Below are 24,999 nucleotides of genomic sequence, written 5' to 3' on the forward strand. Positions count from 1 at the left end.
CAATGCTTGCCTGATCCTGTGAGAAAACGCCGTCAAAAGCGATCCAGCGCATACGGTTTGTGGTCAGGGAGATCATCGGGCTGACTGTGCGGCGAAGCCATCTGCACAATCATCTCCGCCGTCACCGCCGCCTGCGTCAGCCCCAGATGCTGATGCCCGAACGCGAGCAGCACCTTGCCGTCGCACACCTGATCGATCACCGGCAACGAATCCGGCAACGATGGCCGAAAACCCATCCACGGTGTGGCGTTGTCAGCGCTCAAATCCTTACGGAACAAACCCTGACTCAATCGATGCAGTTGCCACGCGCGCTCCATGCTTGGCGGCTTCTGCAGTCCGGCGAACTCGACGGTGCCCGCCAACCGCAATCCCTCAGACATCGGCGTCATGATGAACTTGCGCTCCAGCGAGGTGACTGGGAAGGGCAAGCGGTTGTGTTCGTGAGGCAGCATCAGGTGATAACCGCGCTCGGTGTCTAGCGGCACTTTTTTGCCGGTGAGTGCGGCGGTAAGTTTCGCCGAATGCGCACCGCAGGCGATCAGTACGCGGCGCGCTTTGAAACCTCCGCTGCCGGTGATCAACGACACGCCGTGTTCCTGCACAAAACCGCCCTGAACCTGCTGTTTGACGAAACTGACGCCGCTGGCCTTGGCCGCTTCGACCAGTTCGGTCACCACGCGATACGGATCGATGAAATGCCCGGTGCGCGGGAAGAACAGGCCGCCCTGAATCCGCTCGCTGAGTTGCGGCGCGGTTTCATGCACCGCAGCGGCCTGCCAGAAATTTACGGGCACTTGTTGTTGATGCAGGCGCGTCTGGAGTGCTGCGATGGCCTGACGCGATTCGGGTTTTTCAAACACCAGCAACGAGCCGTCGACTTTCAACAGATCGGGCCGCGAGATGTCAGCGAGCAGGCGCTGCCAGGCCGCCAGACTGCTTTCATTGAGTGCGCGCAAGCCGGCGACGGTTTTGCCAAAGGGTTCTGAACGCAAATTCAGCAACAGCCGGGTGAACCAGGGCAGGGCGCGCGGCAGGTATTTCCAATCCAGTCGCAACGGCCCCATCGGGTCCATCAGCATCGCCGGCAAGCGCTTGAGAATCGACACGTCGGCAATCGGAAAAACCTGCTCGGTCGCCAGGTGCCCGGCGTTGCCGAACGAGGCGCCGTGGCCCGGATCCTGTTGATCGATCACCACCACGCGCAGTCCCTGGCGTGCGAGGCGCAAGGCGCAGGAAACGCCGATGATTCCGGCACCGACTACGGCGATGTCATGAGCGTTATTCGGCATGTGCAAGTGCTTCCCTGTGCCCATCGAGCAGGCGGCTCAAGTGCAGCGGATTGGCCTGTTGCAGCGCGCTGGGCAGCAGGCTGTCGGGGAAGTCCTGATAGCAGACCGGGCGCAGGAAACGCAGGATTGCCGCCGTACCGACCGACGTTGTGCGCGCGTCTGACGTCGCCGGGAAAGGCCCACCGTGAACCATCGCATCGCAGACTTCCACGCCCGTAGGCCAACCGTTGACCAACAGCCGTCCGGCCTTGCGCTCCAGTATCGGCAACAGTACGCGGGCCTGCTCAAGGTCGGCGTCATCAAGGTGCAGGGTGGCGGTCAACTGGCCTTCCAGTTGCTCGGTGACCTGACGGATTTCATCATCGCTGGCGCATTGCACAATCAACGCCGCCGCACCAAAAGCCTCGGCTTGCAGGTTGTGATCGGCGAGGAAATCGGCGGCGTCAGTGACGAACAAATGCGCCTGACCCTGGTTCGGGCCGCTGCCGATCTGCCCCTGCGCGGCAATATGCGCAGCGCTGTTTTCGGCCAGCGTATTCACTGCCGACTCGTAGGCCTTGAAGATCCCCGGTGTGAGCATAGTCTGCGCCGCTTGACGTTTTATCTGCTCAGCGGCGGCCTCAATGAAACTGTCCAGCGCAGGCCCCTTGCGTGCAATCACCAAGCCCGGATTGGTACAGAACTGCCCTGCACCCAACGTCAGCGAGCCAACAAATCCTTCGGCCAGTGCCCGCGCACGGTTGTGCAACGCCGCCGGGAACAGCAGCACCGGATTGATCGAACTCATTTCCGCGTACAGCGGAATCGGTTCGGGACGTGCCTGCGCCGCTTGCAGCAACGCCAGACCACCACTGCGCGAACCGGTGAAGCCCACGGCTTTGATGCGCGGGTCGCTGACCAGCGCAATACCGACTTCACGCCCGGAACCGTACAGCAACGAAAACACGCCCTCCGGCAAACCGCAGGCCTTGATCGCCCGGGCGATTGCGCCACCGACCAACTCGCTGGTGCCGGGATGCGCGCTGTGTGCCTTGACCACAACCGGGCAACCGGCGGCCAATGCCGAAGCGGTATCGCCACCGGCCACCGAGAACGCCAGGGGGAAATTGCTCGCGCCAAATACGGCCACCGGTCCCAGGGGGATCTGCCGTTGGCGCAAGTCCGAACGCGGCAGCGGCTGGCGTTGCGGTTGCGCGGTGTCGACGCGCACGTCCAGCCACTCACCGGCAAGCACGGTGCGCGCGAACAGGCGCAGTTGCTGGCACGTGCGGCCACGTTCACCCTGCAAACGCGGGCGCGGCAGGCCGGTTTCGGCGTGTGCACGCTCGATCAATTCATCGCCGAGGGCTTCGATTTCCTCGGCAATGCTTTGCAGAAATTCGGCACGGGCACTGAGGGTTGTTTCGCGGTAAGCGTCGAGCGCCGCCGAAGCCAGCGCGCAAGCCTGTTCCACATGCTCGGCCGATCCACCGGCATACGCCGGCTCCAACACAGCGTCGGTGGCCGGGTTGATCCCTCGAATGGCTTCGCGATTGCCCGCGACAGTGTGCTGCCCGATCAACATATGGCCCGTCAGAGTCATGGTCTGTTCCTGATAAAAGAAGTGATGCCCGCCGTGAGGCAAAAACCTCGCGGCAGGCGAATGCATGGTTCAGGCGAAGTTCTGCTCGGCTGACCAGTTCTCGTACCAGTGACGGAACAGCGAGTACTGCTTCTCGGCATAACGCCGTTGCGAATCGCTCAGCGCATCGGTTTCGTTGAAGTGCAGGGTGTATTCCTTGTCGCCGTTGAGCACCATCAGATGCTTGTAATACAGCACCAGATCGCAGCCTTCATCGAACGACGACAGCACGGCCAGTGCCGACTCCAGCTCACGCGCCTGACGTCGTGCCTTCGCATCACCCTGGGCCGCTTTCTTGCTCAGTGCTACCAGTTGCAGCACTTCGCGGGGCAGGGCGTTGCCGATCCCGGTGATCGCGCCGGTGGCGTTGCAGTTGACGAAACCGTGCACCACTTGCGTATCGACGCCGACCATCAAGGTCACGCTATCGTCCTTGGAGGTGATGTTTTCAGCGGCGTAACGCAGGTCGGCGCCACCGCCGAATTCCTTGAAACCAATCAGGTTCGGGTATTCACGACGCAGTTCGAAAAACAGCTCGGCGCGGGTGGCGAAGCCGTAGTAAGGGCTGTTGTAGATCACCGCCGGCAAGTTCGGCGCCGCTTGCAGGATCGCCGCGAAGTGGGCTTTCTGCGCAGCCGCCGAAGCACCCCGGGACAGTACGCGGGGAATCACCATCAGACCCTGCGCGCCGACTTCTGCCGCGTGCGCTGCATGGGCGACCGCTTCGCGAGTGTTGACTGCGCCGGTCCCGACAATCGTTGGGATCCCCGCTGCGACCAAGCGCGCCACGCCTTCCTGACGCTCGGCTTCGGTCAGCAGCGGCCAGTCACCCATGGAGCCGCAATAAACCACGGCACTCATGCCGATATCGATCAGCTCGCGACCCTTGGCCACCAGCGCATCGAAGTCCGGTTTGCGCTGGGCGGTGCACGGGGTCATCAGGGCCGGCATGCAACCGGTGAAGATGTTGTCGCTCATTGGTTTAACTCCTTGGCACATCATTCAAATTGAGGTGAAAAGTCCGCGCGGCAGCTCAGATGCCCCACGCGAACGGATCTGCTTCGTCGATCAGCAAGGTGCTGTCGGCGGTCATGTAGGCGCGGCCGGTGATGAACGGCCGGATGCGCTCGCCTTGCCATTCGTAGCGACCTTCGAACTGGCTGCCGGTGATGCTTGCCTGCACCCAGCGTGCGCCGGGTTGCAGCTTGTCGTCGGCGGCGAGGCAGGCGAGTTTGGCGCTGGTGCCGGTGCCGCACGGGGAGCGGTCGTAGGCTTTGCCGGGGCACATGACGAAGTTGCGGCTGTCGGCGTTGGCGTCATCGGCGAACAGTTCGATGTGGTCGATAACGGCGCCGTCTTCGCCGTAAATGCCTTGGTCTTCGAGGGCTTTGAGCATCGCCCAGGTGTAGGCGGTGAGGTGTTCGACGTTGTCCATGGAAAGCGTCTGGCCGTGCTCGGAGACGAGGAAAAACCAGTTGCCGCCGTAGGCGATATCGCCGAATACCCGGCCGAATCCCGGAACATCCACCGGCACCTGTTTGCGGTGCCGATAAGCCGGGACGTTGCCCAGCGTGACGCTTCCGTCGTCATGCAACGTGGCGCTGACCGCGCCGACCGGGGTGTCGATCTTGTGGAAGCCCGGGGCGATTTTCCCCAGGTACTGCAGCGAGTTGATCAGGCCGATGGTGCCGTGGCCGCACATGCCGAGATAACCGGCGTTGTTGAAGAAGATCACTCCGCACGTGGCATCCGCCGAGACCGGCTCGCAATACAGCGCACCGACCAGCACGTCGTTGCCGCGCGGTTCCAGCAGGCAGGCACGGCGCCAGGCGTCATGCTGATTGCGCAGGGCATCGCGCTTTTCCACCATGCTGTTGCCGGGCAGATCGGGGAAACCATTCATTACCAGGCGCGTGGGCTCACCGCCGGTGTGGGAATCAATGACGTGTACGCGTTTCATGAGTGTGTCCCGTTGGGTGATTTCAGTAGGCGCCGGCAGGGCGCGCAGACACGGTCGAGGCGCGGGCGGCGACTTCGCTTTCTTCATCGTCCTCCTCCAGACGTAGCAGGTGCGCCGGCACTCCAGTCGCGGCGCCCCAGTAATAGATGCCGGTTGCGCAAGCAGCGACGACGATTGTGTCGAACGGATGAGCGAGGATGCCCAGGCCACCGAAAGTGCCGAGTTTCGACAGCACGATGGTCACCGCGTAGAAGGCGATCAGCCACGCCGAGGAGCGCACCTGGCTGAGCAGATTGAGGTGAGCAGTCGGCACGAAACGACCGCAGAGCAGGTACACAACGAACATCAGGATTTGCAGGCCGAGCAGCCACGACACCGTGCTCCAGCCCGACCAGTAAACGATCAGCGCGGCGATGATGAACGACACCGGCCCGAGCACGCCCATGCACTTGACCCGGAACGGGCGCGGCATGTTCGGTGCATTGCGGCGCAACGCGGCCACGGAAACCGGCGCTACGGCGTAGCTCAATACCAGTGCGGCGGAAACCACATTGATCAACGCTTCCCACGACGGGAACGGCAGGGTCCAGAACACCGACAGGGCGAAGGTCAGCCACAGCGCCGGACGCGGGATGCCGGACTTCTCATCGATGTGGGTGAAGACTTTGAAGAAGGTTCCGGTCTGCGCCCAGCCGTAGATCACGCGCGGGGTGGCGTTCATGTAGATGTTGCCGCAACCGCTCGGCGAGATCACTGCGTCGGCGACGACCAGATACGCCAGCCAGCCGACGCCCAGCGCCAGCGCGATGTCGCGATACGGCAGGGCAAATTCCTTGCTGATGCCAGCCCAGCCGTTGGCGAGCATTTCCGTCGGAATGCTGCCGAGGAACGCCATTTGCAGCAGCACGTAGATCAGGGTCGAGAGCAGCACCGAAAGGATCAGCGCGATGGGAATGGTGCGCTGCGGATTTTTCACTTCGCTGGCCACCGAGATGATCGGCGTCAGGCCCAGATACGCGAAAATGACGCCACCTGCCGACACTGCCATCTCTACACCGGACAAGCCGAACGGCGCGAAACCTTGCACCTGGAAGTTAGCCGGTTTGAAGAAGGTGAACAGCACGCCAATCACCAGCAGCGGCACGATGAACTTGAACACGCTGATCAGGTTGTTGGCCTTGGCGAAGGTCTTCACGCTGCGATAATTGAGCAGGAAAAACACACAAAGCAGGGCGAACTGGAGCATCCAGCCGAGCATGGTCGGGTCGCCGCTGCCAGCCTTGGTCAGGCCGGGAAACCACGCTGCTGCGTATTGGCGCGAGGCAACCACTTCGATCGCCACCAGACTGGAAAAGGCGATCAGCGTGATGAAACCCATCAGGTAACCCAGCAGCGGCCCGTGCGAGTAGACCGGGTAACGCACCACGCCGCCGGCACGTGGCAATGCCGCGCCCAGTTCGCAGTAAACAATGCCCAGCAACAACACGGCAAAACCGCCCAGCAGCCAAGAGAAAATCCCCGCCGGCCCGGCAATCGCGGACACATGACTGGCCGCGAACAACCAGCCGGAACCGAAAATCGCTCCCAGCCCGATAAATGTGAGGTCGATCAGTGAAAGCTGTTTTTTGAACTTGCCTTGGCCTGACATGGCATCGCCTTCTTGTGAGTTATTGGATAGGCAGTTGTGTCACTGGGACGGCCAGACTTTGAACCGATCGCCAGGTCGGCGATTGATGTTTTGCTTCGGGATCGATGACGAAATCAGCACAATTGCGTAGAACAAACGTGCCGCTCGACAGGCCTTTGACGATGCTGCAATCTGCACGCGACGGCCGCAGCGCGGACACTTGGCCGATTGATCAGCAGGGGAGACTTTCGATGCAAAGCGCGTTTTCGATCCTGGCCCAGGGTCATGACGGTCATCGTCCTCAGACGCTTGCAGAGCTGTTGGCCGGCGCAGCGCTGCTGTTGCCGATGCTCGACGTGATCCCCAATGCGGCGATTTTCATCAAGGACATGCAGGCACGTTATGTGTTGGCCAACCGCACGCTGGTGCAGCGTTGCGGCCTGAAGGACTTGCGCCCGTTGCTCGGCAAAACCAGCGCGCAGGTGTTCCCGGCGCAACTGGGGCCTGGTTACACCGAGCAGGATCGCAAGGTGCTGGAGGAAGGGTTTGTGCTGGAGGATCAGCTTGAACTGCACCTGTATGGCAGCCGTGAGCCCGGCTGGTGCCTGACTCATAAACAGCCGCTGTACAACCGCGATGGCGAGATCATCGGCCTCGCAGGCATTTCGGTCGATCTGCAATCGGCCAGTGAAACCCACCCGGCGTTCCAGCGACTGGCTGCTGTCGACGAGCACATTCGCGCGCATTTCAATCGGCGCGTGACCCTCGGCGAGCTGACTAAAATCGCCGGTATTTCAGTCGCGCAACTGGAGCGCTACTGCAAGCGCGTGTTTCACCTGACGCCACGGCAGATGATCCAGAAAGTGCGCCTGGAGCACGCCCATCGCCTGCTGCACACCGACCTGCCGATCACCGACGTTGCATTGCAGTGCGGCTACACCGATCACAGTGCCTTCACTCGCCAGTTCAAGGCCTCGACCGGCTTCACCCCCCGCCAATATCGCCAAGCCACCTCACCCCTGTAGGAGCTGCCGCAGGCTGCGATCTTTTGATCTGTCTTTTTAAAAACAACATCAAAAGATCGCAGCCTGCGGCAGCTCCTACAGGGGATATTCAGGCGAGGATGGTGAGCCATGCCGACAGCAGCAGCAACAGCGCCAGGACTGCGTTCATGCGCTTGAACGCTTGCGGTGTTCCGATCAATCGTCTGCTGCCCACGCCAAGCAGCGCCCAGAGCGTCATGCACGGCAAAGACACCAACAGGAACGCCAGTGACAACACCAACAACTGCAGCGTCTTGTCGCCGCCGCCGAGAAATACGCTGACCACCGCCACGGCCATCATCCACACCTTGGGGTTGACCAGTTGCAGCATGGCCGCACCGACAACGCTGATGCCTTTTTCTTGCGTATCCGCCGGGTTCAGCGATGGCGGTGCACTGCGAAAGATCTGCCATGCCAGCCAACTCAACCAGAGCACACCGCCCCAGGCCATGGCTTGCTGCACACGTGGAAAGCGCAGCAATGTTTCGCCGGCGCCGAGACCCACCACCAGAACGATCAATGCAGCTGCCGCGCACGCACCCAAAATAATCGGTAGCGTGGCGAGCAAACCTTGGCGCGAGCTGTGGCTCAACACGAGGATGTTGGTCGGCCCCGGCGTGATCGAAGCAACGAAAGCAAACAGCAGGAAGGGCAACAATGACGCCATGATTCGGATTCCCTGAGAGTCAAAACAGGAAGCCATGATCGTCAGTTGGCGGGCGTCAGTCTGGAAGGTTTGAGCAGCGCTTGCGGTAGTCCGCCGGTGTCAGTTGGTAAGCGCGGCGAAACCAGCGGCCCAAGTGACTTTGATCGGCAAAACCGAGCACGCTGGCAACCTGCGCCGGTGTTTCACCGCGTGCCAGCAACTGCCGTGCCTTGGCCAAACGAAGCTGGATCAGGTAAGCGTGCGGCGCGAGACCGAAAGCTGCCTTGAAGGCACGGCTCAGACGAAAACGATCCACCCCGCAAACGCGCGCGAGGTCATCGAGACCAATGTCTTCATAGGTATGCGCATGCAGATAATCCCGCGCCACTTGGGCCACCATCGGCAGACGCGGATCGAAATCCTGACGCCTGCGCCAGGCGAGATGGCCAGTGAGCGAGCCCAGCAGGCCATCGATGGCGGTTTGGCGAACGATGCGCAAGTCGCCGTCATGCAGTGCGTGGAAGGCCTGATGAATGGCGGTGGCCAGACGCGAGTCCTGGCTCAAGGTGTCGGCAAAACCGGGCTGGCTGTCGGACGGCGCGTCTTCGAACAGTGCGTGCATTTCGCGCTCCAGCCAATGCGGGTCGAGGTACAGCATCGAATAGGTAAAGCCGTCCTCGGTTGGCGCATGGCCATCGTGAATCTCTCCCGGTTCCAGCAAGATTGCCTGGCCTGGCGTACTGCGATGGCGCACGCGGCGGCAATTGAACTGCTGAACGCCTTGCTCAGTCACTCCGACGAGAAAGCTGTCATGCCAATGCGGGTCGTAGGCATGCCCTTCAAAGTGAGCGCGAATCGATTCAATCCCGGTATCGACATCCTGGGACAGATCGATCCAGTTGCGTTTATCCACGGAAGGCTCCAGGGCTCGGCTTTGAAAAATGCGGCCTCATAAAATACCGCGCAATGCAGGTGGACGTTTAGAAGATTTGTGCAGAAAGGCCAGGGCAAACGGCTAGACTCAACGGCACACGACCCTTTAGCGACAGGTGCAACACAATGATCGACCGACGCTCGCTCTGGGTCCTGTATACCCTGATCACCCTTAGCCTGACGCTGACCGCAGGCTGCTCGAACCGTAAGCATTATCCACCCTCAGGCGTCGGCGACAGCTGTTATGCCAAAGCGTTGCCGACTGTGGGCGAGGGTGGTCTGGCATGGGGCTCCAGCCTGAACATGGCGCGACAGAAATCGATGAACAACTGCATCCGCTACGCCGGACGCTCCGGAGGCACGCCGAATACCTGTCAAGTGGTGTTGGCCAAGTGCAAATAGCCTGATCCACAAAGTCCCTTCGCCCACCGACGCCCGCGCGGCCCAGTTGCACCTGACTGATCTGGGCCGCGAGATTCTCGCCCCGCTGGAAAAAGCTTCCCGCGAACAGATTGTCGCCATGCTCGAACGCTTGCCCGAGCCACAGCAAAAACAACTGCTTGGCGCCATGACCCAGGCCTGGGCGCGGACGTTGTGATCTTTCCTTAACCCTGCTGCGTGAACAGAAAGCGCGGAATTGCAGGCGAAAAAAAACCGCCTTTGCGGGGCGGTTCTTTTTGTAAACCTCGGTTTGCGGCCGGGGTTTGGAGCTTCACTAGCTGCTCCGACGTGCACTTATGGTATGAGCCTTTGTGCGTTCTTGCAATGAAGAATTTGTTTTCAACTGGTTTATTTGTTGTGAGTTAATCGAAAGAAAAGCTGACGGAAATAACATTTTACAATGGCTGGGAATTACTCTGCCTAGAACCTGGGATTTGAGAGGTATGATGGCGCCGCTCTCATGTTTGTGTATCGGTGAGGTTTGGCTGGCACTTAACGATTTCATGCCCTCTGACACGGTTTTGCACCCGTGCCGGAATGATGGGTCGGAGGGGATCCAACCGGCCGCCTCACTAGCTGCTCCGACGTGCAGCCGAAAGCAGGCATGATCCGGTAAGTCTGCTGGAGGTTTGGCCCCCTAGCCTGGAGGCCAAAACGTATGAAGCATTTGCTGCGTACGCTGAGCCTCGTATGGAGATCGTTTAAAGCATTGAGCTTTTACGAATTCCTGCGAGACCACTTTGACGATCTGAAGTAACGAACGTCCCAGTGGGGAAAACCCGTTTCAGTCTTATGCTGAAACGGGTTTTTTTGTTGTGTAAAACTGTCAAAAGTAGGAATTGTCTTTTTCGCAGTCTTTGCCAGCGCCGAACAGCGCAGCCAACGCCCCCGCGCCTGACCCCTCCTTGTAGGAGCTGCCGCAGGCTGCGATCTTTTGATGTTGTTTTTAAAACGACAAGATCAAAAGATCGCAGCCTGCGGCAGCTCCTACAGGGATCGGCTTAAGCTAATGCGAAAAAGATATTGGATTGGTATTTTTAAGATCGTTTAGTTTTGTCTGCAACGACGAATCAACGCATCAAACCGATAGACCCCCGATTGCCATGACGGCACACGCTGAATCGATCACAGGTTCTTCAGGTTTGATTCACACGGGAGTGAATCATGCCGCATGCCCTCGATATCACCACGTTGCCGACGCTCGACCTTTCGTTGTTCGACGGCACCGCGCAACAGCGCTACGAATTTCTTGAAAGCCTGCGCCACGCCGCTCGCGATGTCGGTTTTTTCTATCTGACCGGGCATGGCATCGACAGCACGCTACTCAAACAAGTGCAGGATCACGCCCGGCAATTTTTTGCCTTGCCCGACAGCGAGAAAAACGCCGTCGGCATGATCAACTCGCCACACTTTCGCGGCTACAACCGCGCCGCTTCGGAAATCACCCGTGGCCAACCCGATCAACGCGAACAGTTTGATCTGGGCGCCGAACGTGAAGCCTTGCCGTTAGACGCGGACAGCCCGTTTTGGGCGCGGTTGCAAGGCCCCAATCAATGGCCGGCGGCATTGCCGGAACTCAAACCCTTGCTGCTCGACTGGCAACAGGCGATGACGCGCATGTCCTTGCACCTGCTGCGCGCCTTCGCTCAGGCACTGTCGTTACGGGCCGATGCGTTTGATCAGTTGTACGGCGACAAACCCAACGAACACATCAAGCTGATGCGTTATCCCGGCCAGTCCGCCGCGGCAAGCCATCAGGGCGTTGGCGCGCACAAGGACTCCGGCTTCCTCAGCTTTCTGCTGCAAGACCAGCAGGCCGGTCTGCAAGTCGAGGTCGAAGAGGGGCGCTGGATCGATGCGCTGCCTCGGGAAAACACTTTGGTGGTGAATATTGGCGAACTGCTTGAACTCGCCAGCAACGGCTACTTGCGCGCCACGGTGCATCGGGTGGTTTCACCGCCCGAAGGCAGTGAGCGCCTGTCCATCGCCTTCTTCCTCGGCGCACAACTCGACGCCACAGTGCCGCTGTATCCGCTGCCGACGGCGCTGTTGCGCGAGGCGCGCGGGCCAGCGAGTGATCCGCTCAATCCATTGTTTCGCGATGTCGGCTGGAACTACCTCAAGGGGCGTTTGCGCTCGCATCCGGATGTCGCGCAACGCTTCTATGCCGACGCGCTGCTGCCACCTGTGCCGGCGCGTAAAACCGCCTGATTGATCACTCGCTGAAGGACTCTCGACATGTTGAAACAAGCAGGTTTGACCCTGGCCGTCCTCGGCGCACTGGTGACGTCGCTCGGTGCGCAGGCGCTGGAACCGTTGCGCGTGGCTGCCGACCCGGTGCCCCACGCGCAGATCCTCGCGTACATCCAGAAAATCGATCCGCAACTCAACCTGAAGATCATCGAAATCCCCAACGGCGTGAACTCCAACGAGCTGTTGGTGCACGGTGATGTCGACGCCAATTACTTCCAGCATCTGCCGTACCTGAAGTCCCAGGAACAGGCCCTCGGTGAGAAACTGGCAGTGGCGGCCACGGTGCATATCGAGCCGCTGGGGATTTACTCACGCCGCTACAAGAGCTTCGCCGAGGTACCGGCAAAGGGCACGGTCGCCGTGCCCAACAACGTCACCAACCTGAGTCGCGCCCTGTATCTGCTGCAGGACAATGGCCTGATCAAACTCAAACCCGGCTTCAACGATCCGGCCGCCGATCAGGCAACGCCCAAGGACATCGCCGAAAACCCGAAACAGCTGAAGATCCTCGAAATCGAATCGCCGCAGATTCCACGCTCGCTGGACGACGTCGATCTGGCGGTGATCAACGGCAACTACGCGCTCGATGCCGGGCTGGTACCGGCCAAGGATGCGCTGGGGCTGGAGAAGGCCGAGCACAATCCTTACGCGAATATTCTGGTGACCACGCCAAAGCTGGAAAACGACCCACGCATCGCGCAACTGGCCAAGGACCTGACCTCACCGCAAGTGGCGAAGTACATCACCGATAACTTCGCCGGTTCGGTGATTCCGGTGGCGGGCGGCAAGCCATGATCAACGTCGAGCAGTTGAGCAAGACCTATCCATCGGCGTCGCAACCGGCGCTCGATCAAGTCTCGCTGAGTATTCCCGACGGCGCCGTCTACGGGATTCTCGGGCGCAGCGGGGCGGGTAAATCGACGCTGCTGCGTTGCCTTAATCTGCTCGAACGCCCGGACAGCGGGCGGATTGTGCTGGATGGCGTTGACCTGATGACGCTCTCCGCCAGCGACCTGCGCACGCAACGCCAACGCATCGGCATGATCTTCCAGGGCTTCAACCTGCTGCATTCGCGCAATGTCTTCGACAACATCGCCGTGCCGCTGGAAATCGCCAGTGTCGGCAAACCGTGGCGCCATGTGCGGGTGCGCGAGCTGCTGGAACTGGTCGGCTTGAGCGACAAGGCACAGGCTTTCCCTTCGCAATTGTCCGGCGGCCAGAAACAGCGCGTGGGGATTGCCCGGGCGTTGGCCGCGGAGCCGGCGTACTTGCTGTCGGACGAAGCGACCAGCGCCCTCGACCCGGAAACCACCGCGTCGATTCTGGAACTGTTGCGCGATATCAATCGGCAACTCGGCCTGACCATTGTGCTGATCACCCATGAACTCGACGTGGTCAAATCGATCTGCGATCACGCCGCGCTCATGGCCAACGGCCGGTTGGTCGAAGCCGGTCCGGTACCGCGGCTGATGGCCGACCCACAATCGAGCCTGGGCAGTTCGCTGCGCCCGACCTGCGGATTACCGCTGGGGCATGCGGCGCCGGGGCTGAGTTTCCTCAAACAGTACGGCGTACGGGCGGCGCAATCATGAACCGCTCGATCGACTGGCATGAAATCCTCCAACTGGTGCTCAACGCCACCGGTGAAACCCTGTACATGGTGTTGCTCGCCGGGCTGTTCACGCTGTTGATCGGCTTGCCGCTGGGCGTCTTGCTGTTTATCAGTCGGCGCAGCGGGCTTTACCCGATGCCACGTCTGAATGCGGCGCTGAGTGCCTTGGTCAATCTCGGCCGCTCATTGCCGTTCGTGGTGATGTTGATTGCGCTGATCCCGCTGACCCGCTTGGTGGTCGGTAAAACCTTGGGCAGTACCGCCGCCGTGGTGCCGATCACCATCGGTGCGTTTCCGTTTTTCGCCCGCATCGTTGAAAACGCCTTGGACGAAGTCGACAAGGGCCGTATCGAAGCGATCCTCGCCATGGGCGGCGACATCGGCCATGTGATCTTTAAGGTGCTGTTGCCCGAAGCACTGCCGGCGTTGCTTGCCGGGATCACATTGACGCTGGTGATGCTGATCGGATTCTCCTCGATGGCCGGGGTGATCGGTGGCGGTGGGCTCGGTGATCTGGCAATCCGTTACGGCTATCAGCGCTTCAACAATGAAGTCATGGTTGCCACCGTCGTGGTGTTGGTCATCCTCGTTCAAGGCGTGCAGAGCCTGGGCGATCGGTTGGTGCGTTCGCTGGCTCATCGCCGCTAAGGAAATTTATGAGTGCGCCTGTCGCTGTGGCCTGCGAGCCGCTGATTCGTGTGCGTGAGCTGAGCAAGTCGTTTGCTTCGAACCGGGCGCTGGACGGCGTCAGCCTGGATATTTATCCCGCCGAAGTGGTGGCGTTGCTCGGGGCCAACGGCGCGGGCAAGTCGACTCTGGTGAAGATTCTCGCGGGCAGCCAGACCGCCGATGCTGGCGAGATCAGCGTCGACGGTCAGCCTCGACATTTCAGCTCGCCGTTGTCTGCGCGCAGGGTCGGCATCGTCGCCGTGCATCAGCAGATCAACGAAGGCATCGCACCGGGTTTGAGTGTGGCGGAGAACCTCCTGCTCGATGAATTGTGCAAGCCTGGCGCGGATTTCTGGCTCAACCGCAAACGCCTGCTGGCACGCGCCGCGAGCATTGCGGCCGGCCTCGGTCTGACCTTGCCGCTGGAGCAGCCGATCGAACACCTCGGTCAGGCCGAACGGCAATTGGTCGTCCTGGCTCGAGCCTTTGCTTTGCAGCCGCGACTGCTGATTCTCGATGAACCGACGGCGGCGTTGTCCGATGCCGAAGCGCAGCGCTTGTTCGCCCTGATCGACACCTTGCGCGATCGTGGCGTGGCGATTGTTTACATTTCTCATCGCCTGTCCGACCTGCAACGTGTGGCGGATCGCGCCATCGTCCTGCGTGATGGACGACTGGCCGGCGAGTTCACCGCGCGGCAGTTGCCCGAGGCGGTCACCGCGATGCTCGGCCAAGCGCTGCAAGCGCATACCTACACGCCGCGCGTGGCGGGGCAGCAAGTGGTGCAGTTGCACGGACTGAAAGTCCTGCCGCGCACGCAACGCTTCGATCTGACGCTGCATGAAAACGAGGTCGTGGTGCTGACCGGGATGTTGGGCGCCGGTAAAACCGAGATCGCCGAAGTCCTGTTCGGTCTGCGTCAAGCGGCGTCGGGCTGGCTGCGAGTGGATGGCGTTGAAGGGTTCGCCGGGTCGCCACGCGAGGCGATTCAGCGCGGTGTGTTCTTTGCCGCCGAGGACCGTGCCAGCCAGTCGCTGGTGCCTGACTTCTCCCTGCGTCGCACGCTGACCTTGCCGTTTCTTGAGCGTTTTACCCATGGTGGCTTCATCCGCAATCGCGCTGAAGCCGCAGCAGTCGAGGCGCAAGTGGCGGCGCTCGGCATCAAGACCGCCGGCATCGATGTGCCGATGACCGCGCTGTCTGGCGGCAATCAACAAAAAGTCGTGCTCGGCCGGTGGTTGCTCGGCGAGGGGCGGGTATTGATCCTTGATGAGCCGTTCCAGGGCGTCGACGTGCGTGCGCGTCGCGAGATCGGCCAACTGCTGCGCGACAGCGCCCACGGTCGCGCGACATTGGTGATTTGCGCCGATGTCGATGAAGCCCTCGAGATTGCCGATCGAATTCTACTGGTACGTGATCACGCGGTGGTCGCCGAATACCCGCGCGCGGGCCTCAATCGCGCCGAGCTGGTCAGCGCCCTGGCCGGCAGCGATGTCTTTGAAAAACCCCCTCAAGCCACGCCAAGGAGCAGAGCGAGTGCCTGATTCGAGTTCACTGTTATCGACCCGCGCGGCACCTGCCGAACCTCTGCTGCAAGCGCTGATCCGCTATGGCCTGCTGTGGTTGCTGGCGCTGATCGTGGTGTTTTTCAGTTTCGCCGAGCCTGCCTTCCTGCGCGTCGGCAATCTGTTCAGCATCCTGCAATCGGTGTCGATCGTGGCGCTGCTGGCGCTGGGTGTGACGCTGACCATGGCGGTCGGCGGCCTCGACCTGTCGATTGGCGCGGTGGCGGCGATGAGTCTGATGATCGCCAGTTACGTGATGGTCGTACTCGGCTGGGGCGCCGTGCCGGCGGTGCTGATCAGCCTAGCGGGCGGCGCGCTGGTCGGGCTGCTCAACGGCTGGCTGATCGTCAAACTGCGGGTGCCGGACATTCTCGCGACGCTCGGCAGCATGTTTCTGGTGATCGGTGTGCAGTTGATTCCCACGGGCGGGCGCTCGATTGCGGTGGGCATGACTTTGCCCAACGGCGAAGAAACCGAAGGGACGTTCAGCGCCGCGTTCCTCGCTCTGGGTCGCGGCCGGCTGTGGGACGTGGTGCCGATTCCGGTGCTGATCACCGCTGTGGTGGCTGTTGCGGTGTGGCTGTTTCTCGAACGTACGCGCATTGGCCGGTTGTTCTATGCGATTGGCGGCAACGAGCAGGCGGCGCGGCTGGCCGGTGCGCCGGTGCAGCGGTTCAAGTTGCTGGCGTACGTGCTCTCGGCAGTGCTGGCGTCACTCGGTGGGCTGTTGCTCGCGGCGCGCCTGGGCCGTGGCGATGTCAGTTCCGGTAACGGCCTGGTGCTGGATGCACTGGGCGCGGCGCTGATCGGTTTTGCTGTGCTCGGCGCCAAGAAACCCAACGCGTTTGGCACCCTCGTCGGCGCGCTGCTGGTGGCGTCGTTGCTCAATGGCCTGACCATGCTCAACGCGCCGTATTACGCACAGGATTTCGTCAAGGGACTGGTGCTGGTGCTGGCCCTGATGTTCACCTTCGGCCTCGCGCATCGAGCGCGCTGAGCCGCCTCCATTCAAGGAAGTTGTATGCACGGTTCAATCAAACAGTTTGCCCGCCATTGCCTCGCGGCGGCGGTGCTTTCGACGTTGGCGCTGGGCGCGCAAGCCAAGGCATTGCCTGGCGCACCGGCGCCGTTCGATAAAGGTCAGGTGCAGATTGCGCTGGTGGGTTATCTGTTTTCCGGGGACTTTCCCGAGGCGTATCTGCGCGGCGTGGAAAAACAGACTGAAGCGTTGGGTGCAAACTTGCGCGTGTTCGATGCGCGGCAGCAGGCGGCGAGTCAGGGCGAGATGATCGATCAGGCGGCCGATCTCGGTGTCGACGGGATCATCGTGCAATTGGGTCTGGCGGAAACCCTCAAAGGGCCGATTGACCGGGCCATCGCCAAAGGCATCAAGGTCGTCGCCTTCGATGTCGATCTGAACACGCCGCAAGTGACGCAAGTCGAGCAGGATCACCATGCCTTGGCGCGTCTGGCACTGGATCAAGCGGTGAAGGACAACGGCACGCGTTTCGATGCCGGTTATGTGTACATCAGCGGTTTCACGCCGATGGAGCGCCGTGACGAGATCTGGAGTCAGGTCAAGCAGGCCAATCCGGGAATCATCGAGAAGGCACGGTTCGGCACGCTGAATCCGCCGATTGCCAATTCGGTGGCGGATCAGGCCAGTGCGGTGCTGCGGGCGAATCCGGGGATCAGCGTGATTTTTGCGCCGTTCGACGAGTTTGCCAAAGGCGCGAAGATTGCCGTGGACGAAGCCGGGCTGGCGAGCAAGGTGAAGATTTACAGCGCCGATATTTCCACGGCCGACATCCAGATCATGAAAGAGCCGGACAGCGCCTGGGCCGCGACGGCGGCGGTCAATCCGCAAGTGGCCGGGGCGATCAGTGTGCGCAGTCTGGCGATGTTGATTGCCGGGGAAAACCCTGGCCATCAGGTGCTGGTGCCGCCGACGTTGATCACTCGCCAGCAACTGCTGGACCTGGACGTGAAAAATGTCCGCGACCTCGCGCAGAAACTCCCGGCCTTCGGCGACACCGCCAACGTCGCGCGGGCGCCATGGATTCCCGTGGCTAACTAAAACGCTCAAGTCCGATGAGCACCCTGTGGCAGCTGGCTTGCCAGCGATAGCGGTGTTTCAGCCGATAGAGATATTGACTCGACAGGCCTCATCGCTGGCAAGCCAGCTCCCACAAGGGCGGGTTGAGTCATAGAATTTACGGCTGATTTGCATTGGCGAAATCTGGAGAACACATGCACAACAAGGCTGCGCGCCTGCGTAAAAGCCGTTTGCCGAGTGCCGATCCGCTGTTCGGCGCACGACTGCCGCCGGGGCAAGTGCTGACGGAGCGCTTTCCGATTCTGCACGAAGGCGCAGTGCCGCAATACGATCTTGCTGATTGGTCGCTACGCCTGTTTGGCACGCTCGAACAGTCGATCAAGTTGCGTTATGCCGACCTGCTGGCAATGCCGCAACGGCAGTTGCAATGCGACATTCATTGCGTCACGCGCTGGTCGAAGTTCGACACCCAATGGAGTGGGGTGCATCTGCAGGATCTGTTGCAAGTACTGAACATCCAGCCCAAGTCAGCCTTCGTCATGGCCCACGCTGACCACGATTACCAGACCAATCTGCGACTCGACGATCTGTTGCACCCGGACAGCCTGTTGGCCACCCATTACCACGGCCAACCGCTGACCGCGCAACACGGCTGGCCGTTGCGTCTGGTGGTCGCCGGCCGGTATTTCTGGAAGAGCGCAAAATGGTTGCGCGGTCTTGAATTTGTCGAGCATGAACAACCGGGTTTCTGGGAGCAGAACGGCTTTCACCTGCACGCAGATCCGTTTGCCGAACAGCGTTTCAGCGGTGATGAACTGGACATTGCCGAAGATGCCTGGCGGGACAAAGAGTTCGACTAAGCGCTCGCCTCGTAATGCGATCAACTGTGGGAGCTGGCTTGCCAGCGATGCGGTTCAGCCAGTCACCAGATTCGTTGATTGACACTCCGCTATCGCTGGCAAGCCAGCTCCCACAGAAGGAAGTTTTATAGTTGGATTAGTTTGTTTTTAATGAGCTTTAGTGTTGCCTCAGCAACACTTGTGTTGGACTAAGAACATTCCTTTAGAACGATCTAACCTAAGTGTTATTGGTTCTTTTGCGCTAAGCCGTCGCTCGTCTAGCATCAGGCTTCAAGGGACAATGACTTACTCTGGGGATTCTGCGCGTTACCAATATTCTTCGTTTCAACTGCCTTTAAAAATCAAAATTACAGCAGACATTGCCGCGCATTGATTGCCGACTTCTTATTGTCGGTGACGGCCGGGTATTAACTGCGATTCAAGGAGCTGTTACATGCATTACCGTTCCCGTTCATTACTGGCCGCTGCTGTTGTAACTGCCATCTGGCAACTTCCCGTCAAAGCCGAAGAAACAGCCGCCAGTGCAGAAGACGAATCGCGCCTCGGCACGGTGTTGGTGACCGGCACGCGCGGCACTTCGCGCACGGTGCTCGACTCGCCGGTGCCGGTCGATGTACTCACCGCCGAGGACCTGAAAACCGCCGGCGCTGCTGATGGCGAACTGGGCGCCGCATTGCAGACGCTGTTGCCGTCCTTCAGCCTGCCGCGTCAATCCAACTCCGGCGGTGCCGACCATGTGCGAGCGGCGCAATTGCGCGGCATGAGTCCGGATCAGGTGCTGGTGCTGGTCAACGGCAAGCGTCGCCACACCTCGGCGGTGGTCAATGATTCGTCGAAAATCGGCCGTGGCACGGCGCCAGTGGATTTCAACTCGATCCCGATCAGCGCCATCAAACGCATCGAAGTGCTGCGGGACGGCGCCGGCGCGCAATACGGCTCCGACGCGATTGCCGGGGTGATCAACATCATCCTCGACGACGCGCCCGAGGGCGGCGAGGTCTCGACCAGTTATGGCGCCTATCACACCCATCAGGACGCGATTGGCAAGACCACCACCGACGGCCAGAACAGCGTGACCACCGCGAAGATCGGCACGCGGCTTGGCGAGGAGGGCGGCTTCATTCGTGGCGGCACCGAATACAAGGATCGCAACCCGACCAACCGCGCCGGTTTCGACGGTTTTGCCGACACCCCCGGCCAGCGCAATTACGTGATGGGCGACGGCCTCGCCCGCGACGTCAACCTGTGGTTCAACAGTGAATTACCATTGGCGGGCGGCAAGGCCTACAGCTTCGGTACTTACAACCAGCGCCATACCACTGGCGCCGAGTTCTATCGCTATCCGTACGAGCAGCCGCAGTTCTACCCCAACGGCTACTTGCCGCAATCGCTCGGTGACAACAAGGATGTCTCCGCCACGGCCGGTTTCAAAGGCATGATCGGCGATGACTGGGACTTCGACAGCAGCGTCACCCACGGCCGCAACCGCTTCGAGGGTTCGACCCGACGCACCCTCAACGTCAGCCTCGGTGAAGACTCGCCGACCCGGTTCGATACCGGCGACTACGAACTGCGCCAGACCACCAGCAACCTCGATTTCAGCCGTGAATTGCGCCTCGGCGAGCGCTCGTTCGTGCTGGCCGTCGGCGGTGAATATCGCTACGAAAATTACCTGACCTATGCCGGCGACGAAGCTTCCTACATTGGTTCCGGAGCCGACGGCGCCAATGGCTTGCGGCCGAGCGAAGAGTCGGACCTGGACCGCAATGTGTTCGGCACTTACGCCGAATTGTCCGGCGACCTCACCGACCGCTTCTTCGTCGACGGCGCCACGCGTTGGGAGCATTACGACGATGCCGGCAGCAAGCTCACCGGCAAACTCAGCGGCCGCTACAAACTGACCGATCAGTGGGCGTTGCGCGGTGCGGTGTCGAACAACTTCCGTGCTCCCTCGCTGGCGCAAAGCGGCTTCCAGAACACCACCAGCAACTTCGGTGATGGCGGCACGCTGACCAATATTCGCGTGCTCTCGGTCAACGACCCGATCGCCCGCGCGCTGGGTGCGGAGAAACTCGATCCGGAAACCTCGAAGAACTTCAGCCTCGGCCTGACTTTCCAGTTGAACGAACGCTTCGACGCGTCGCTGGACGTGTTCCGCATCGACGTCAAAGACCGCATCACCCTGTCGCAACGTATCGGCAGCGATGCCCTGGAAAACTACATCAACGACAACTTCGGCGTCGCCGGCGTGCACGACGTCAACTTCTTCACCAACGCCGCCGACACCAGCACCCACGGCGCCGAACTGGTGCTCAACTACCATCAGCCGCTCTATGACGGGCAATTGGGCCTGACCACCGCGTACACCTACAACCACACCAAGGTCACCAGCACCAAAGGCACGCCGTCGCAACTGACTGCACTGGGCATCGGCAATGATGCGCTGGTCGGTGTCGAGGAAACCAACACCCTGACCGACGCTGCGCCGAAGGATCGTTTCATCTTTTCCGCCAACTGGGCCAGCGAACATTGGGGCTTGCTCGGGCGTTTGACGCGTCAGGGCGAGACCACCCGCGTGTTCGATTTCGGCGACTCGCAACCTGAGCAAACCTATGGCGCGGTGTGGCAACTGGATGCTGAGGTGAGCTACAAATTCACCCCGAAATTCAATATTGCCGTGGGTGGCAACAACCTTACCGACAACTACCCGGAGCGCTCCGGTTCGGCGATCAACTACGGCGGCAACCTGCCGTATGACGTGCTCTCGCCAATCGGCACCAATGGAGCCTATTACTACGCCCGCGCCACTTATGGCTTCTGACGCCGGGCCGGGACGGCATCTGCCGGTGTTTCAGGCGCTATTGATCACGCTGGGCATGGTGATCACCACCGACATCCTGAAAACCGCGCCGACCGTGGCACTTAACGTCGGGCCAGAACATTTCTACCTGGTGTGGGTGCTCGGCGGTGTGGCGTCGATGATCGGCGCGCTGTGTTTTGCCGAGATGGCCACGGCATTTCCGCATCCGGGTGGCGATTATCATTTTCTGCGCATGGCTTACGGCGAACGCATGGGATTCCTGTTCGCCTGGTCGCGGTTTTCGGTGATGCACACCGGATGGATCGCGTTGTCGGCGTTCATGTTTGCCGATTACTTCAACGCGGTGGTGCCGTTGGGGCAGTACGGCTCGGGGTTGTTTGCCGGGGCGATCATTGCCGCCCTGGTGCTGCTCAATCTCACGGGTAAACACATCGGTTTCATCACCCAGACGTTGTTGGTGGGCTTGCTCGCGTTGGGTTTTCTGAGCATTGCCAGCGCCGGTGTCTGGCTGCAGTGGCAGGGCATCGAACCACCGGTAGCGGACGTATCGGTTACGCCGGAGCACAGCGGTATGGCCGGATTTTCGGCGGCGATGATTTTCGTGTTTCTGGCCTTTGGTGGCTGGAGCGACGCGGCAACATTATCTGCAGAAGTGCGCGATGGTCGACGGGGCATCTTCATCGCGCTGATCGGAGCGCTGACGGTGCTGATGAGCATCTATCTGGCGCTCAATTGGGCGTTCGTCGCCGGTCTGGGATTCGCCGGACTGGCGGCGAGCAACGCGCCAGCAGTTGAGCTGCTGAACCGTGCATTCGGCGCGCCCGGGGTCATGCTGATTCTATTGATGGTCGGTATCGCCGCGATCGCCAGCATTAACTCGACGCTGCTTGTCGGCGCCCGGACTACCTACGCAGCCGCCCGCGATGTGCCGCAATTGCGCAGTTTCGGCGACTGGGACGATCGTCACGGGGTGCCGCGCAAAGCCTTGCTCGCGGAAGGCGCGGTGGCGTTGTTGTTGGTGTTGTTCGGCAGTTTCACCCAGAGCGGTTTCAACACCATGGTCGAGTATCTGACCCCGGTGTACTGGCTGTTTCTGAGCTTGAGCAGCGTCGCGTTGATCATTCTGCGGCGGCGCTTTCCCGAGGTGCCGAGGCCGGTGCGGGTGCCGTTGTATCCGCTGTTGCCGCTGCTGTTTTTCGGGTTGTGCCTGTACATGCTGTATTCCAGCGTGACAGTGGTCGGCTATGGCGCGTTTCTGGGGATTGCCGTGTTGCTGGTGGGGGCGCTGATTCTGGCGGGGTTGAGCCGCGTGGCGTCGACGCCTCGGCAAGCTCTTCGACAGACTTCGGACTAGAACGACACCTCGGCCGGTTGCGACAAACGCAGCACCGACAAGTCGCCGGTGATGCGTTTGTACGCCAGGCGAATCGCTTCGATGTCGCTGGAACGCTGCGCGCTGTTCTCATGCAGGATCACGATGACCTTGGTGCTCAAGCGTTCGGGCTCTTTCGCGCCTTTATCACGCCATTGTCCATACGCGTCGAGCACACTGAAGCCATCCGGGAAACGCGGCGTGACTTCCTTGTCGAGAAATTCGCGCCAGCGCGCCGGGCTGACCGCACCTTCCTTGCCATCGATCGCACCCACCGAAAAGTACAATTCGGTACGCAGCCATTGCGCCTGCGCCGGACGCGCGGCGTCACCTTGCAGCGTTGAACTGGCGGGATCATGGGTGTGAACGGAAACCGGAGGAGGGCTGGTACAACCGGCGACTGCGACAAACAGTGCCGCCAGTAAAAGACGTTGAGGCATGGAGCATCCTTATTGAGCGGTGGGTGAACCGCTGAAGTATAAGGTTGCCGCTCGACCACCAATAAAGACCTAAAAAGCAGGCTGGCAGGCGTTTCGGGAATAACCCGAAACGCCTGCGGCACTCATTCGACCGCTTCGATCTTGAACTCACCGTAGCTGCGATTCTGGGTGAGGTCGATCGGCACGAACATCCCGTACGCCTGCAAATAGGCATACATCGCAGTGCTTTCACCGTGGCGGTAGTGCCTGCCTGTACAAGTGATGACTTTGGCGGTGCCCGTCAACGATGGAAAGAACGCACTGGCAGGCTCTTGTGCTTCCACGGCGCAGTCAAACCGTGTGTCCTCAAGTTCAGCGGCTTTCTGGTGGCGGGTGCTGGACCTTTGTTCGGTGTAGCTCAGTAGCGCACCGACTGGCATGTTCGTCCAGTCACCGGTGAATCGCAGGTCGGTGATCGCGTTTTTACGCACGGTGATGCCGTCACTGTCATTCCTGTAATCAATATCGGCGAGGTCGATCAGCCCTCGGAAAGTGATGTTGACCGATTGATAATTTTTACCGTTGTAGCGTTCTGTGAGCTGCTTGCCCGGCTCGTATCCGAGGTAGCGGCTGTCCCTGCCCAAGCGTCCCAGCGCCAGTCGTTCGGGGTTGTTCGAGAGCAGGTACGACATGCCCGCCTCCTGAAGCTGTTTGCGCCGATCAGCCTCGTTGGGGTCTTTGAAGATCACGCGCAAGCGTTGAATGTTGTGTTCCGGGACCGGCAATTTCAACGCTTCAATGGATTTGGTTACGGAGGACGGCAGCACTGGATCAGGCAATACGAATGACGTTTGTTCTCGGCCCGAGAAAGGTTTCAGTGCCGCCAACACCTGTGGTGTAGCACATGCAGTTGTGAGCAATTGACGGTTGTCGGCGTTCAGGTTTTTCTCGGCGATGGCGTCAACGCTGATCGCGCCGGCTATCACGCGGTTTTGCTTATCTACGTAGAAGGTACTCAGCGAGGTCAATTGTTGTTGAGCGCAATCAGCGCTCCAGCGCCTACGCTCCTGCGCATACAGGCCATTTCCCCGGGGCAGAAGCGTTTCGCCTGCGGGTACCCGGGCAGACCAGAAGAATATCTGGCCGTCTTTCTGATTCAGGCTGGCACGATCAATCAGCTGCCATTCCTGTAACTCCGGTGCCGAAATGACCCGCCATTGTGCCACCGGGGTCTGAGCACACACCTGTTTGAATTGAGGACTCTGCAGAAACAGCTTTTTCTGTTCGGCAGGCATTTGCTTGTCTTCGGCTGCTCGACTGTTTCGAACAGCCGCAAACTGAAGCATGCCCTTGTTGGTCAAATGCGCCATTTGCGCATCTGGCAGATGACAGTCGGCGGTGAAGTTCGCCAGATGAAGTATTCGCCGGCCCTCAGTGGCAATCACGTAGTAGCTGACGTGATCGCCATCGCGCACGATGGTATTCGGGTTGGGTTGACCAAGCATTGCCGCGTCAAACTCCATGCGCCCCAGCGCATCGAAATCGGCACTCGTCTGTTTGGGGGACGGGGAGCTCTGGCATCCGTAGAGGGCGAGGGCAAGCAAAGACAAACAACTGAAACGGCGGATCAAGGCATCCATGCAGAGGGCACACTGTCGGATTAAAAGTGATGGCACATTAACATTTCGGCAGTAACGACAAAGACTTTACCCTCTGTCTGGTACAGCGCATGACCTGTAGGAGCTGACGAGTGCAACGAGGCTGCGATCTTTTGATCTTGTTTTTATAAGGCAAGATCAAGAGATCGCAGCG

General features: G+C 60.4%; 22 protein-coding genes. 13 read left to right on the forward strand and 9 right to left on the reverse strand.

What is annotated here, in order from left to right:
- Nucleotides 1-32: 32 nt before the first annotated feature.
- The 5 genes from ACIPZE_RS00085 to ACIPZE_RS00105 all read right to left on the reverse strand — a co-directional run bounded on the left by ACIPZE_RS00085 (nucleotide 33) and on the right by ACIPZE_RS00105 (nucleotide 6,518).
- Nucleotides 33-1,289: an FAD-dependent oxidoreductase gene (locus ACIPZE_RS00085; RefSeq protein WP_400770403.1), complete on the reverse strand. Its 1,257-nt coding sequence runs from the start codon at nucleotides 1,287-1,289 to the stop codon at nucleotides 33-35.
- Nucleotides 1,279-2,871 carry an aldehyde dehydrogenase (NADP(+)) gene (locus ACIPZE_RS00090; protein WP_400770404.1) on the reverse strand — a complete coding sequence of 531 codons (1,593 nt, stop codon included), beginning with the start codon at nucleotides 2,869-2,871 and terminating at the stop codon, nucleotides 1,279-1,281. Before ACIPZE_RS00090 ends, ACIPZE_RS00085 begins: the two co-directional genes overlap by 11 nt.
- Before the next feature lie 69 nt (nucleotides 2,872-2,940).
- Nucleotides 2,941-3,888, reverse strand: a complete 948-nt coding sequence (locus ACIPZE_RS00095; RefSeq protein WP_400770405.1) for a dihydrodipicolinate synthase family protein — start codon at nucleotides 3,886-3,888, stop codon at nucleotides 2,941-2,943.
- 55 nt (nucleotides 3,889-3,943) lie between these two features.
- Nucleotides 3,944-4,870, reverse strand: coding sequence for a 4-hydroxyproline epimerase (locus ACIPZE_RS00100; protein ID WP_400770406.1), 927 nt, complete (start codon nucleotides 4,868-4,870; stop codon nucleotides 3,944-3,946).
- 22 nt (nucleotides 4,871-4,892) lie between these two features.
- Nucleotides 4,893-6,518, reverse strand: coding sequence for an APC family permease (locus tag ACIPZE_RS00105; protein WP_400770407.1), 1,626 nt, complete (start codon nucleotides 6,516-6,518; stop codon nucleotides 4,893-4,895).
- 230 nt (nucleotides 6,519-6,748) lie between these two features.
- Between ACIPZE_RS00105 and ACIPZE_RS00110 the strand changes: the two genes are divergently transcribed.
- Entirely contained in the window at nucleotides 6,749-7,522 is a 774-nt protein-coding gene (locus ACIPZE_RS00110) for an AraC family transcriptional regulator (RefSeq protein ID WP_283436207.1), read from the forward strand.
- An 88-nt stretch (nucleotides 7,523-7,610) separates the two neighbouring features.
- On the opposite strand, the gene ACIPZE_RS00115 is transcribed toward ACIPZE_RS00110, so the two are convergent.
- Both ACIPZE_RS00115 and ACIPZE_RS00120 read right to left on the reverse strand, forming a co-directional pair.
- Nucleotides 7,611-8,207: a LysE family translocator gene (locus ACIPZE_RS00115; protein WP_400770408.1), complete on the reverse strand. Its 597-nt coding sequence runs from the start codon at nucleotides 8,205-8,207 to the stop codon at nucleotides 7,611-7,613.
- Nucleotides 8,208-8,262: 55 nt separating this feature from the next.
- Nucleotides 8,263-9,099 carry an AraC family transcriptional regulator gene (locus tag ACIPZE_RS00120; RefSeq protein WP_283436209.1) on the reverse strand — a complete coding sequence of 279 codons (837 nt, stop codon included), beginning with the start codon at nucleotides 9,097-9,099 and terminating at the stop codon, nucleotides 8,263-8,265.
- Nucleotides 9,100-9,245: 146 nt separating this feature from the next.
- Here ACIPZE_RS00120 and ACIPZE_RS00125 point away from each other — a divergent pair, with 146 nt between their 5' ends.
- The 12 genes from ACIPZE_RS00125 (at nucleotide 9,246) to ACIPZE_RS00180 (ending at nucleotide 22,750) form a co-directional block, all read left to right on the forward strand.
- Complete coding sequence (locus ACIPZE_RS00125) at nucleotides 9,246-9,521, forward strand: hypothetical protein (protein WP_283436210.1); 276 nt, start codon at nucleotides 9,246-9,248, stop codon at nucleotides 9,519-9,521.
- A 46-nt stretch (nucleotides 9,522-9,567) separates the two neighbouring features.
- A complete protein-coding gene (locus tag ACIPZE_RS00130) occupies nucleotides 9,568-9,717 on the forward strand; it encodes a hypothetical protein (protein ID WP_400770409.1) in 150 nt (49 codons plus the stop codon).
- A gap of 1,007 nt (nucleotides 9,718-10,724) precedes the next feature.
- The gene (locus tag ACIPZE_RS00135) at nucleotides 10,725-11,771 is read left to right on the forward strand and encodes an isopenicillin N synthase family dioxygenase (protein WP_400770410.1); all 1,047 of its coding nucleotides are present in this window, start codon (nucleotides 10,725-10,727) and stop codon (nucleotides 11,769-11,771) included.
- A gap of 27 nt (nucleotides 11,772-11,798) precedes the next feature.
- A complete protein-coding gene (locus tag ACIPZE_RS00140; RefSeq protein ID WP_400770411.1) occupies nucleotides 11,799-12,608 on the forward strand; it encodes a MetQ/NlpA family ABC transporter substrate-binding protein in 810 nt (269 codons plus the stop codon).
- Nucleotides 12,605-13,405: a methionine ABC transporter ATP-binding protein gene (locus tag ACIPZE_RS00145; protein ID WP_400770413.1), complete on the forward strand. Its 801-nt coding sequence runs from the start codon at nucleotides 12,605-12,607 to the stop codon at nucleotides 13,403-13,405. Before ACIPZE_RS00140 ends, ACIPZE_RS00145 begins: the two co-directional genes overlap by 4 nt.
- On the forward strand, nucleotides 13,402-14,073 hold the full coding sequence (locus ACIPZE_RS00150) for a methionine ABC transporter permease (protein ID WP_400770415.1): 672 nt from the start codon (nucleotides 13,402-13,404) through the stop codon (nucleotides 14,071-14,073). Before ACIPZE_RS00145 ends, ACIPZE_RS00150 begins: the two co-directional genes overlap by 4 nt.
- Nucleotides 14,074-14,081: 8 nt before the next feature.
- The gene (locus ACIPZE_RS00155) at nucleotides 14,082-15,638 is read left to right on the forward strand and encodes a sugar ABC transporter ATP-binding protein (RefSeq protein WP_400770417.1); all 1,557 of its coding nucleotides are present in this window, start codon (nucleotides 14,082-14,084) and stop codon (nucleotides 15,636-15,638) included.
- Nucleotides 15,631-16,656 (forward strand): ABC transporter permease, encoded by a 1,026-nt coding sequence (locus ACIPZE_RS00160; protein WP_400770419.1) that lies wholly within the window; start codon nucleotides 15,631-15,633, stop codon nucleotides 16,654-16,656. The genes ACIPZE_RS00155 and ACIPZE_RS00160 overlap by 8 nt, the downstream gene beginning before the upstream one ends.
- Nucleotides 16,657-16,680: 24 nt before the next feature.
- Nucleotides 16,681-17,736: a substrate-binding domain-containing protein gene (locus ACIPZE_RS00165; RefSeq protein ID WP_400770421.1), complete on the forward strand. Its 1,056-nt coding sequence runs from the start codon at nucleotides 16,681-16,683 to the stop codon at nucleotides 17,734-17,736.
- Nucleotides 17,737-17,909: 173 nt separating this feature from the next.
- A complete protein-coding gene (locus ACIPZE_RS00170) occupies nucleotides 17,910-18,575 on the forward strand; it encodes a sulfite oxidase-like oxidoreductase (RefSeq protein WP_400770423.1) in 666 nt (221 codons plus the stop codon).
- 433 nt (nucleotides 18,576-19,008) lie between these two features.
- Nucleotides 19,009-21,396 carry a TonB-dependent receptor plug domain-containing protein gene (locus ACIPZE_RS00175; RefSeq protein ID WP_400770425.1) on the forward strand — a complete coding sequence of 796 codons (2,388 nt, stop codon included), beginning with the start codon at nucleotides 19,009-19,011 and terminating at the stop codon, nucleotides 21,394-21,396.
- On the forward strand, nucleotides 21,386-22,750 hold the full coding sequence (locus ACIPZE_RS00180; protein ID WP_400770427.1) for an APC family permease: 1,365 nt from the start codon (nucleotides 21,386-21,388) through the stop codon (nucleotides 22,748-22,750). The genes ACIPZE_RS00175 and ACIPZE_RS00180 overlap by 11 nt, the downstream gene beginning before the upstream one ends.
- On the opposite strand, the gene ACIPZE_RS00185 is transcribed toward ACIPZE_RS00180, so the two are convergent.
- Together ACIPZE_RS00185 and ACIPZE_RS00190 are read right to left on the reverse strand one after the other, a co-directional pair.
- A complete protein-coding gene (locus ACIPZE_RS00185) occupies nucleotides 22,747-23,208 on the reverse strand; it encodes a DUF3574 domain-containing protein (protein WP_283436220.1) in 462 nt (153 codons plus the stop codon). The two genes, ACIPZE_RS00180 and ACIPZE_RS00185, sit on opposite strands and share 4 nt — an antisense overlap.
- Nucleotides 23,209-23,330: 122 nt before the next feature.
- Nucleotides 23,331-24,827 (reverse strand): hypothetical protein, encoded by a 1,497-nt coding sequence (locus tag ACIPZE_RS00190; RefSeq protein ID WP_400770429.1) that lies wholly within the window; start codon nucleotides 24,825-24,827, stop codon nucleotides 23,331-23,333.
- Nucleotides 24,828-24,999 lie beyond the last annotated feature (172 nt).

The sequence above is a fragment of the Pseudomonas sp. NPDC089741 genome, from assembly GCF_044748825.1.
Classification (GTDB): domain Bacteria; phylum Pseudomonadota; class Gammaproteobacteria; order Pseudomonadales; family Pseudomonadaceae; genus Aquipseudomonas; species Aquipseudomonas helmanticensis.

What these genes read in the sequence shown, in the direction of transcription:
- ACIPZE_RS00135 (WP_400770410.1), top strand. Translation starts at nt 10,725, where the DNA reads ATGCCGCATGCCCTCGATATCACCACGTTGCCGACGCTCGACCTTTCG.
- ACIPZE_RS00085 (WP_400770403.1), bottom strand. Translation starts at nt 1,289, where the DNA reads ATGCCGAATAACGCTCATGACATCGCCGTAGTCGGTGCCGGAATCATC.
- ACIPZE_RS00095 (WP_400770405.1), bottom strand. Translation starts at nt 3,888, where the DNA reads ATGAGCGACAACATCTTCACCGGTTGCATGCCGGCCCTGATGACCCCG.
- ACIPZE_RS00180 (WP_400770427.1), top strand. Translation starts at nt 21,386, where the DNA reads ATGGCTTCTGACGCCGGGCCGGGACGGCATCTGCCGGTGTTTCAGGCG.
- ACIPZE_RS00100 (WP_400770406.1), bottom strand. Translation starts at nt 4,870, where the DNA reads ATGAAACGCGTACACGTCATTGATTCCCACACCGGCGGTGAGCCCACG.
- ACIPZE_RS00170 (WP_400770423.1), top strand. Translation starts at nt 17,910, where the DNA reads ATGCACAACAAGGCTGCGCGCCTGCGTAAAAGCCGTTTGCCGAGTGCC.
- ACIPZE_RS00150 (WP_400770415.1), top strand. Translation starts at nt 13,402, where the DNA reads ATGAACCGCTCGATCGACTGGCATGAAATCCTCCAACTGGTGCTCAAC.
- ACIPZE_RS00105 (WP_400770407.1), bottom strand. Translation starts at nt 6,518, where the DNA reads ATGTCAGGCCAAGGCAAGTTCAAAAAACAGCTTTCACTGATCGACCTC.
- ACIPZE_RS00125 (WP_283436210.1), top strand. Translation starts at nt 9,246, where the DNA reads ATGATCGACCGACGCTCGCTCTGGGTCCTGTATACCCTGATCACCCTT.
- ACIPZE_RS00155 (WP_400770417.1), top strand. Translation starts at nt 14,082, where the DNA reads ATGAGTGCGCCTGTCGCTGTGGCCTGCGAGCCGCTGATTCGTGTGCGT.
- ACIPZE_RS00140 (WP_400770411.1), top strand. Translation starts at nt 11,799, where the DNA reads ATGTTGAAACAAGCAGGTTTGACCCTGGCCGTCCTCGGCGCACTGGTG.
- ACIPZE_RS00175 (WP_400770425.1), top strand. Translation starts at nt 19,009, where the DNA reads ATGCATTACCGTTCCCGTTCATTACTGGCCGCTGCTGTTGTAACTGCC.
- ACIPZE_RS00115 (WP_400770408.1), bottom strand. Translation starts at nt 8,207, where the DNA reads ATGGCGTCATTGTTGCCCTTCCTGCTGTTTGCTTTCGTTGCTTCGATC.
- ACIPZE_RS00090 (WP_400770404.1), bottom strand. Translation starts at nt 2,871, where the DNA reads ATGACTCTGACGGGCCATATGTTGATCGGGCAGCACACTGTCGCGGGC.
- ACIPZE_RS00145 (WP_400770413.1), top strand. Translation starts at nt 12,605, where the DNA reads ATGATCAACGTCGAGCAGTTGAGCAAGACCTATCCATCGGCGTCGCAA.
- ACIPZE_RS00185 (WP_283436220.1), bottom strand. Translation starts at nt 23,208, where the DNA reads ATGCCTCAACGTCTTTTACTGGCGGCACTGTTTGTCGCAGTCGCCGGT.
- ACIPZE_RS00110 (WP_283436207.1), top strand. Translation starts at nt 6,749, where the DNA reads ATGCAAAGCGCGTTTTCGATCCTGGCCCAGGGTCATGACGGTCATCGT.
- ACIPZE_RS00165 (WP_400770421.1), top strand. Translation starts at nt 16,681, where the DNA reads ATGCACGGTTCAATCAAACAGTTTGCCCGCCATTGCCTCGCGGCGGCG.
- ACIPZE_RS00190 (WP_400770429.1), bottom strand. Translation starts at nt 24,827, where the DNA reads ATGGATGCCTTGATCCGCCGTTTCAGTTGTTTGTCTTTGCTTGCCCTC.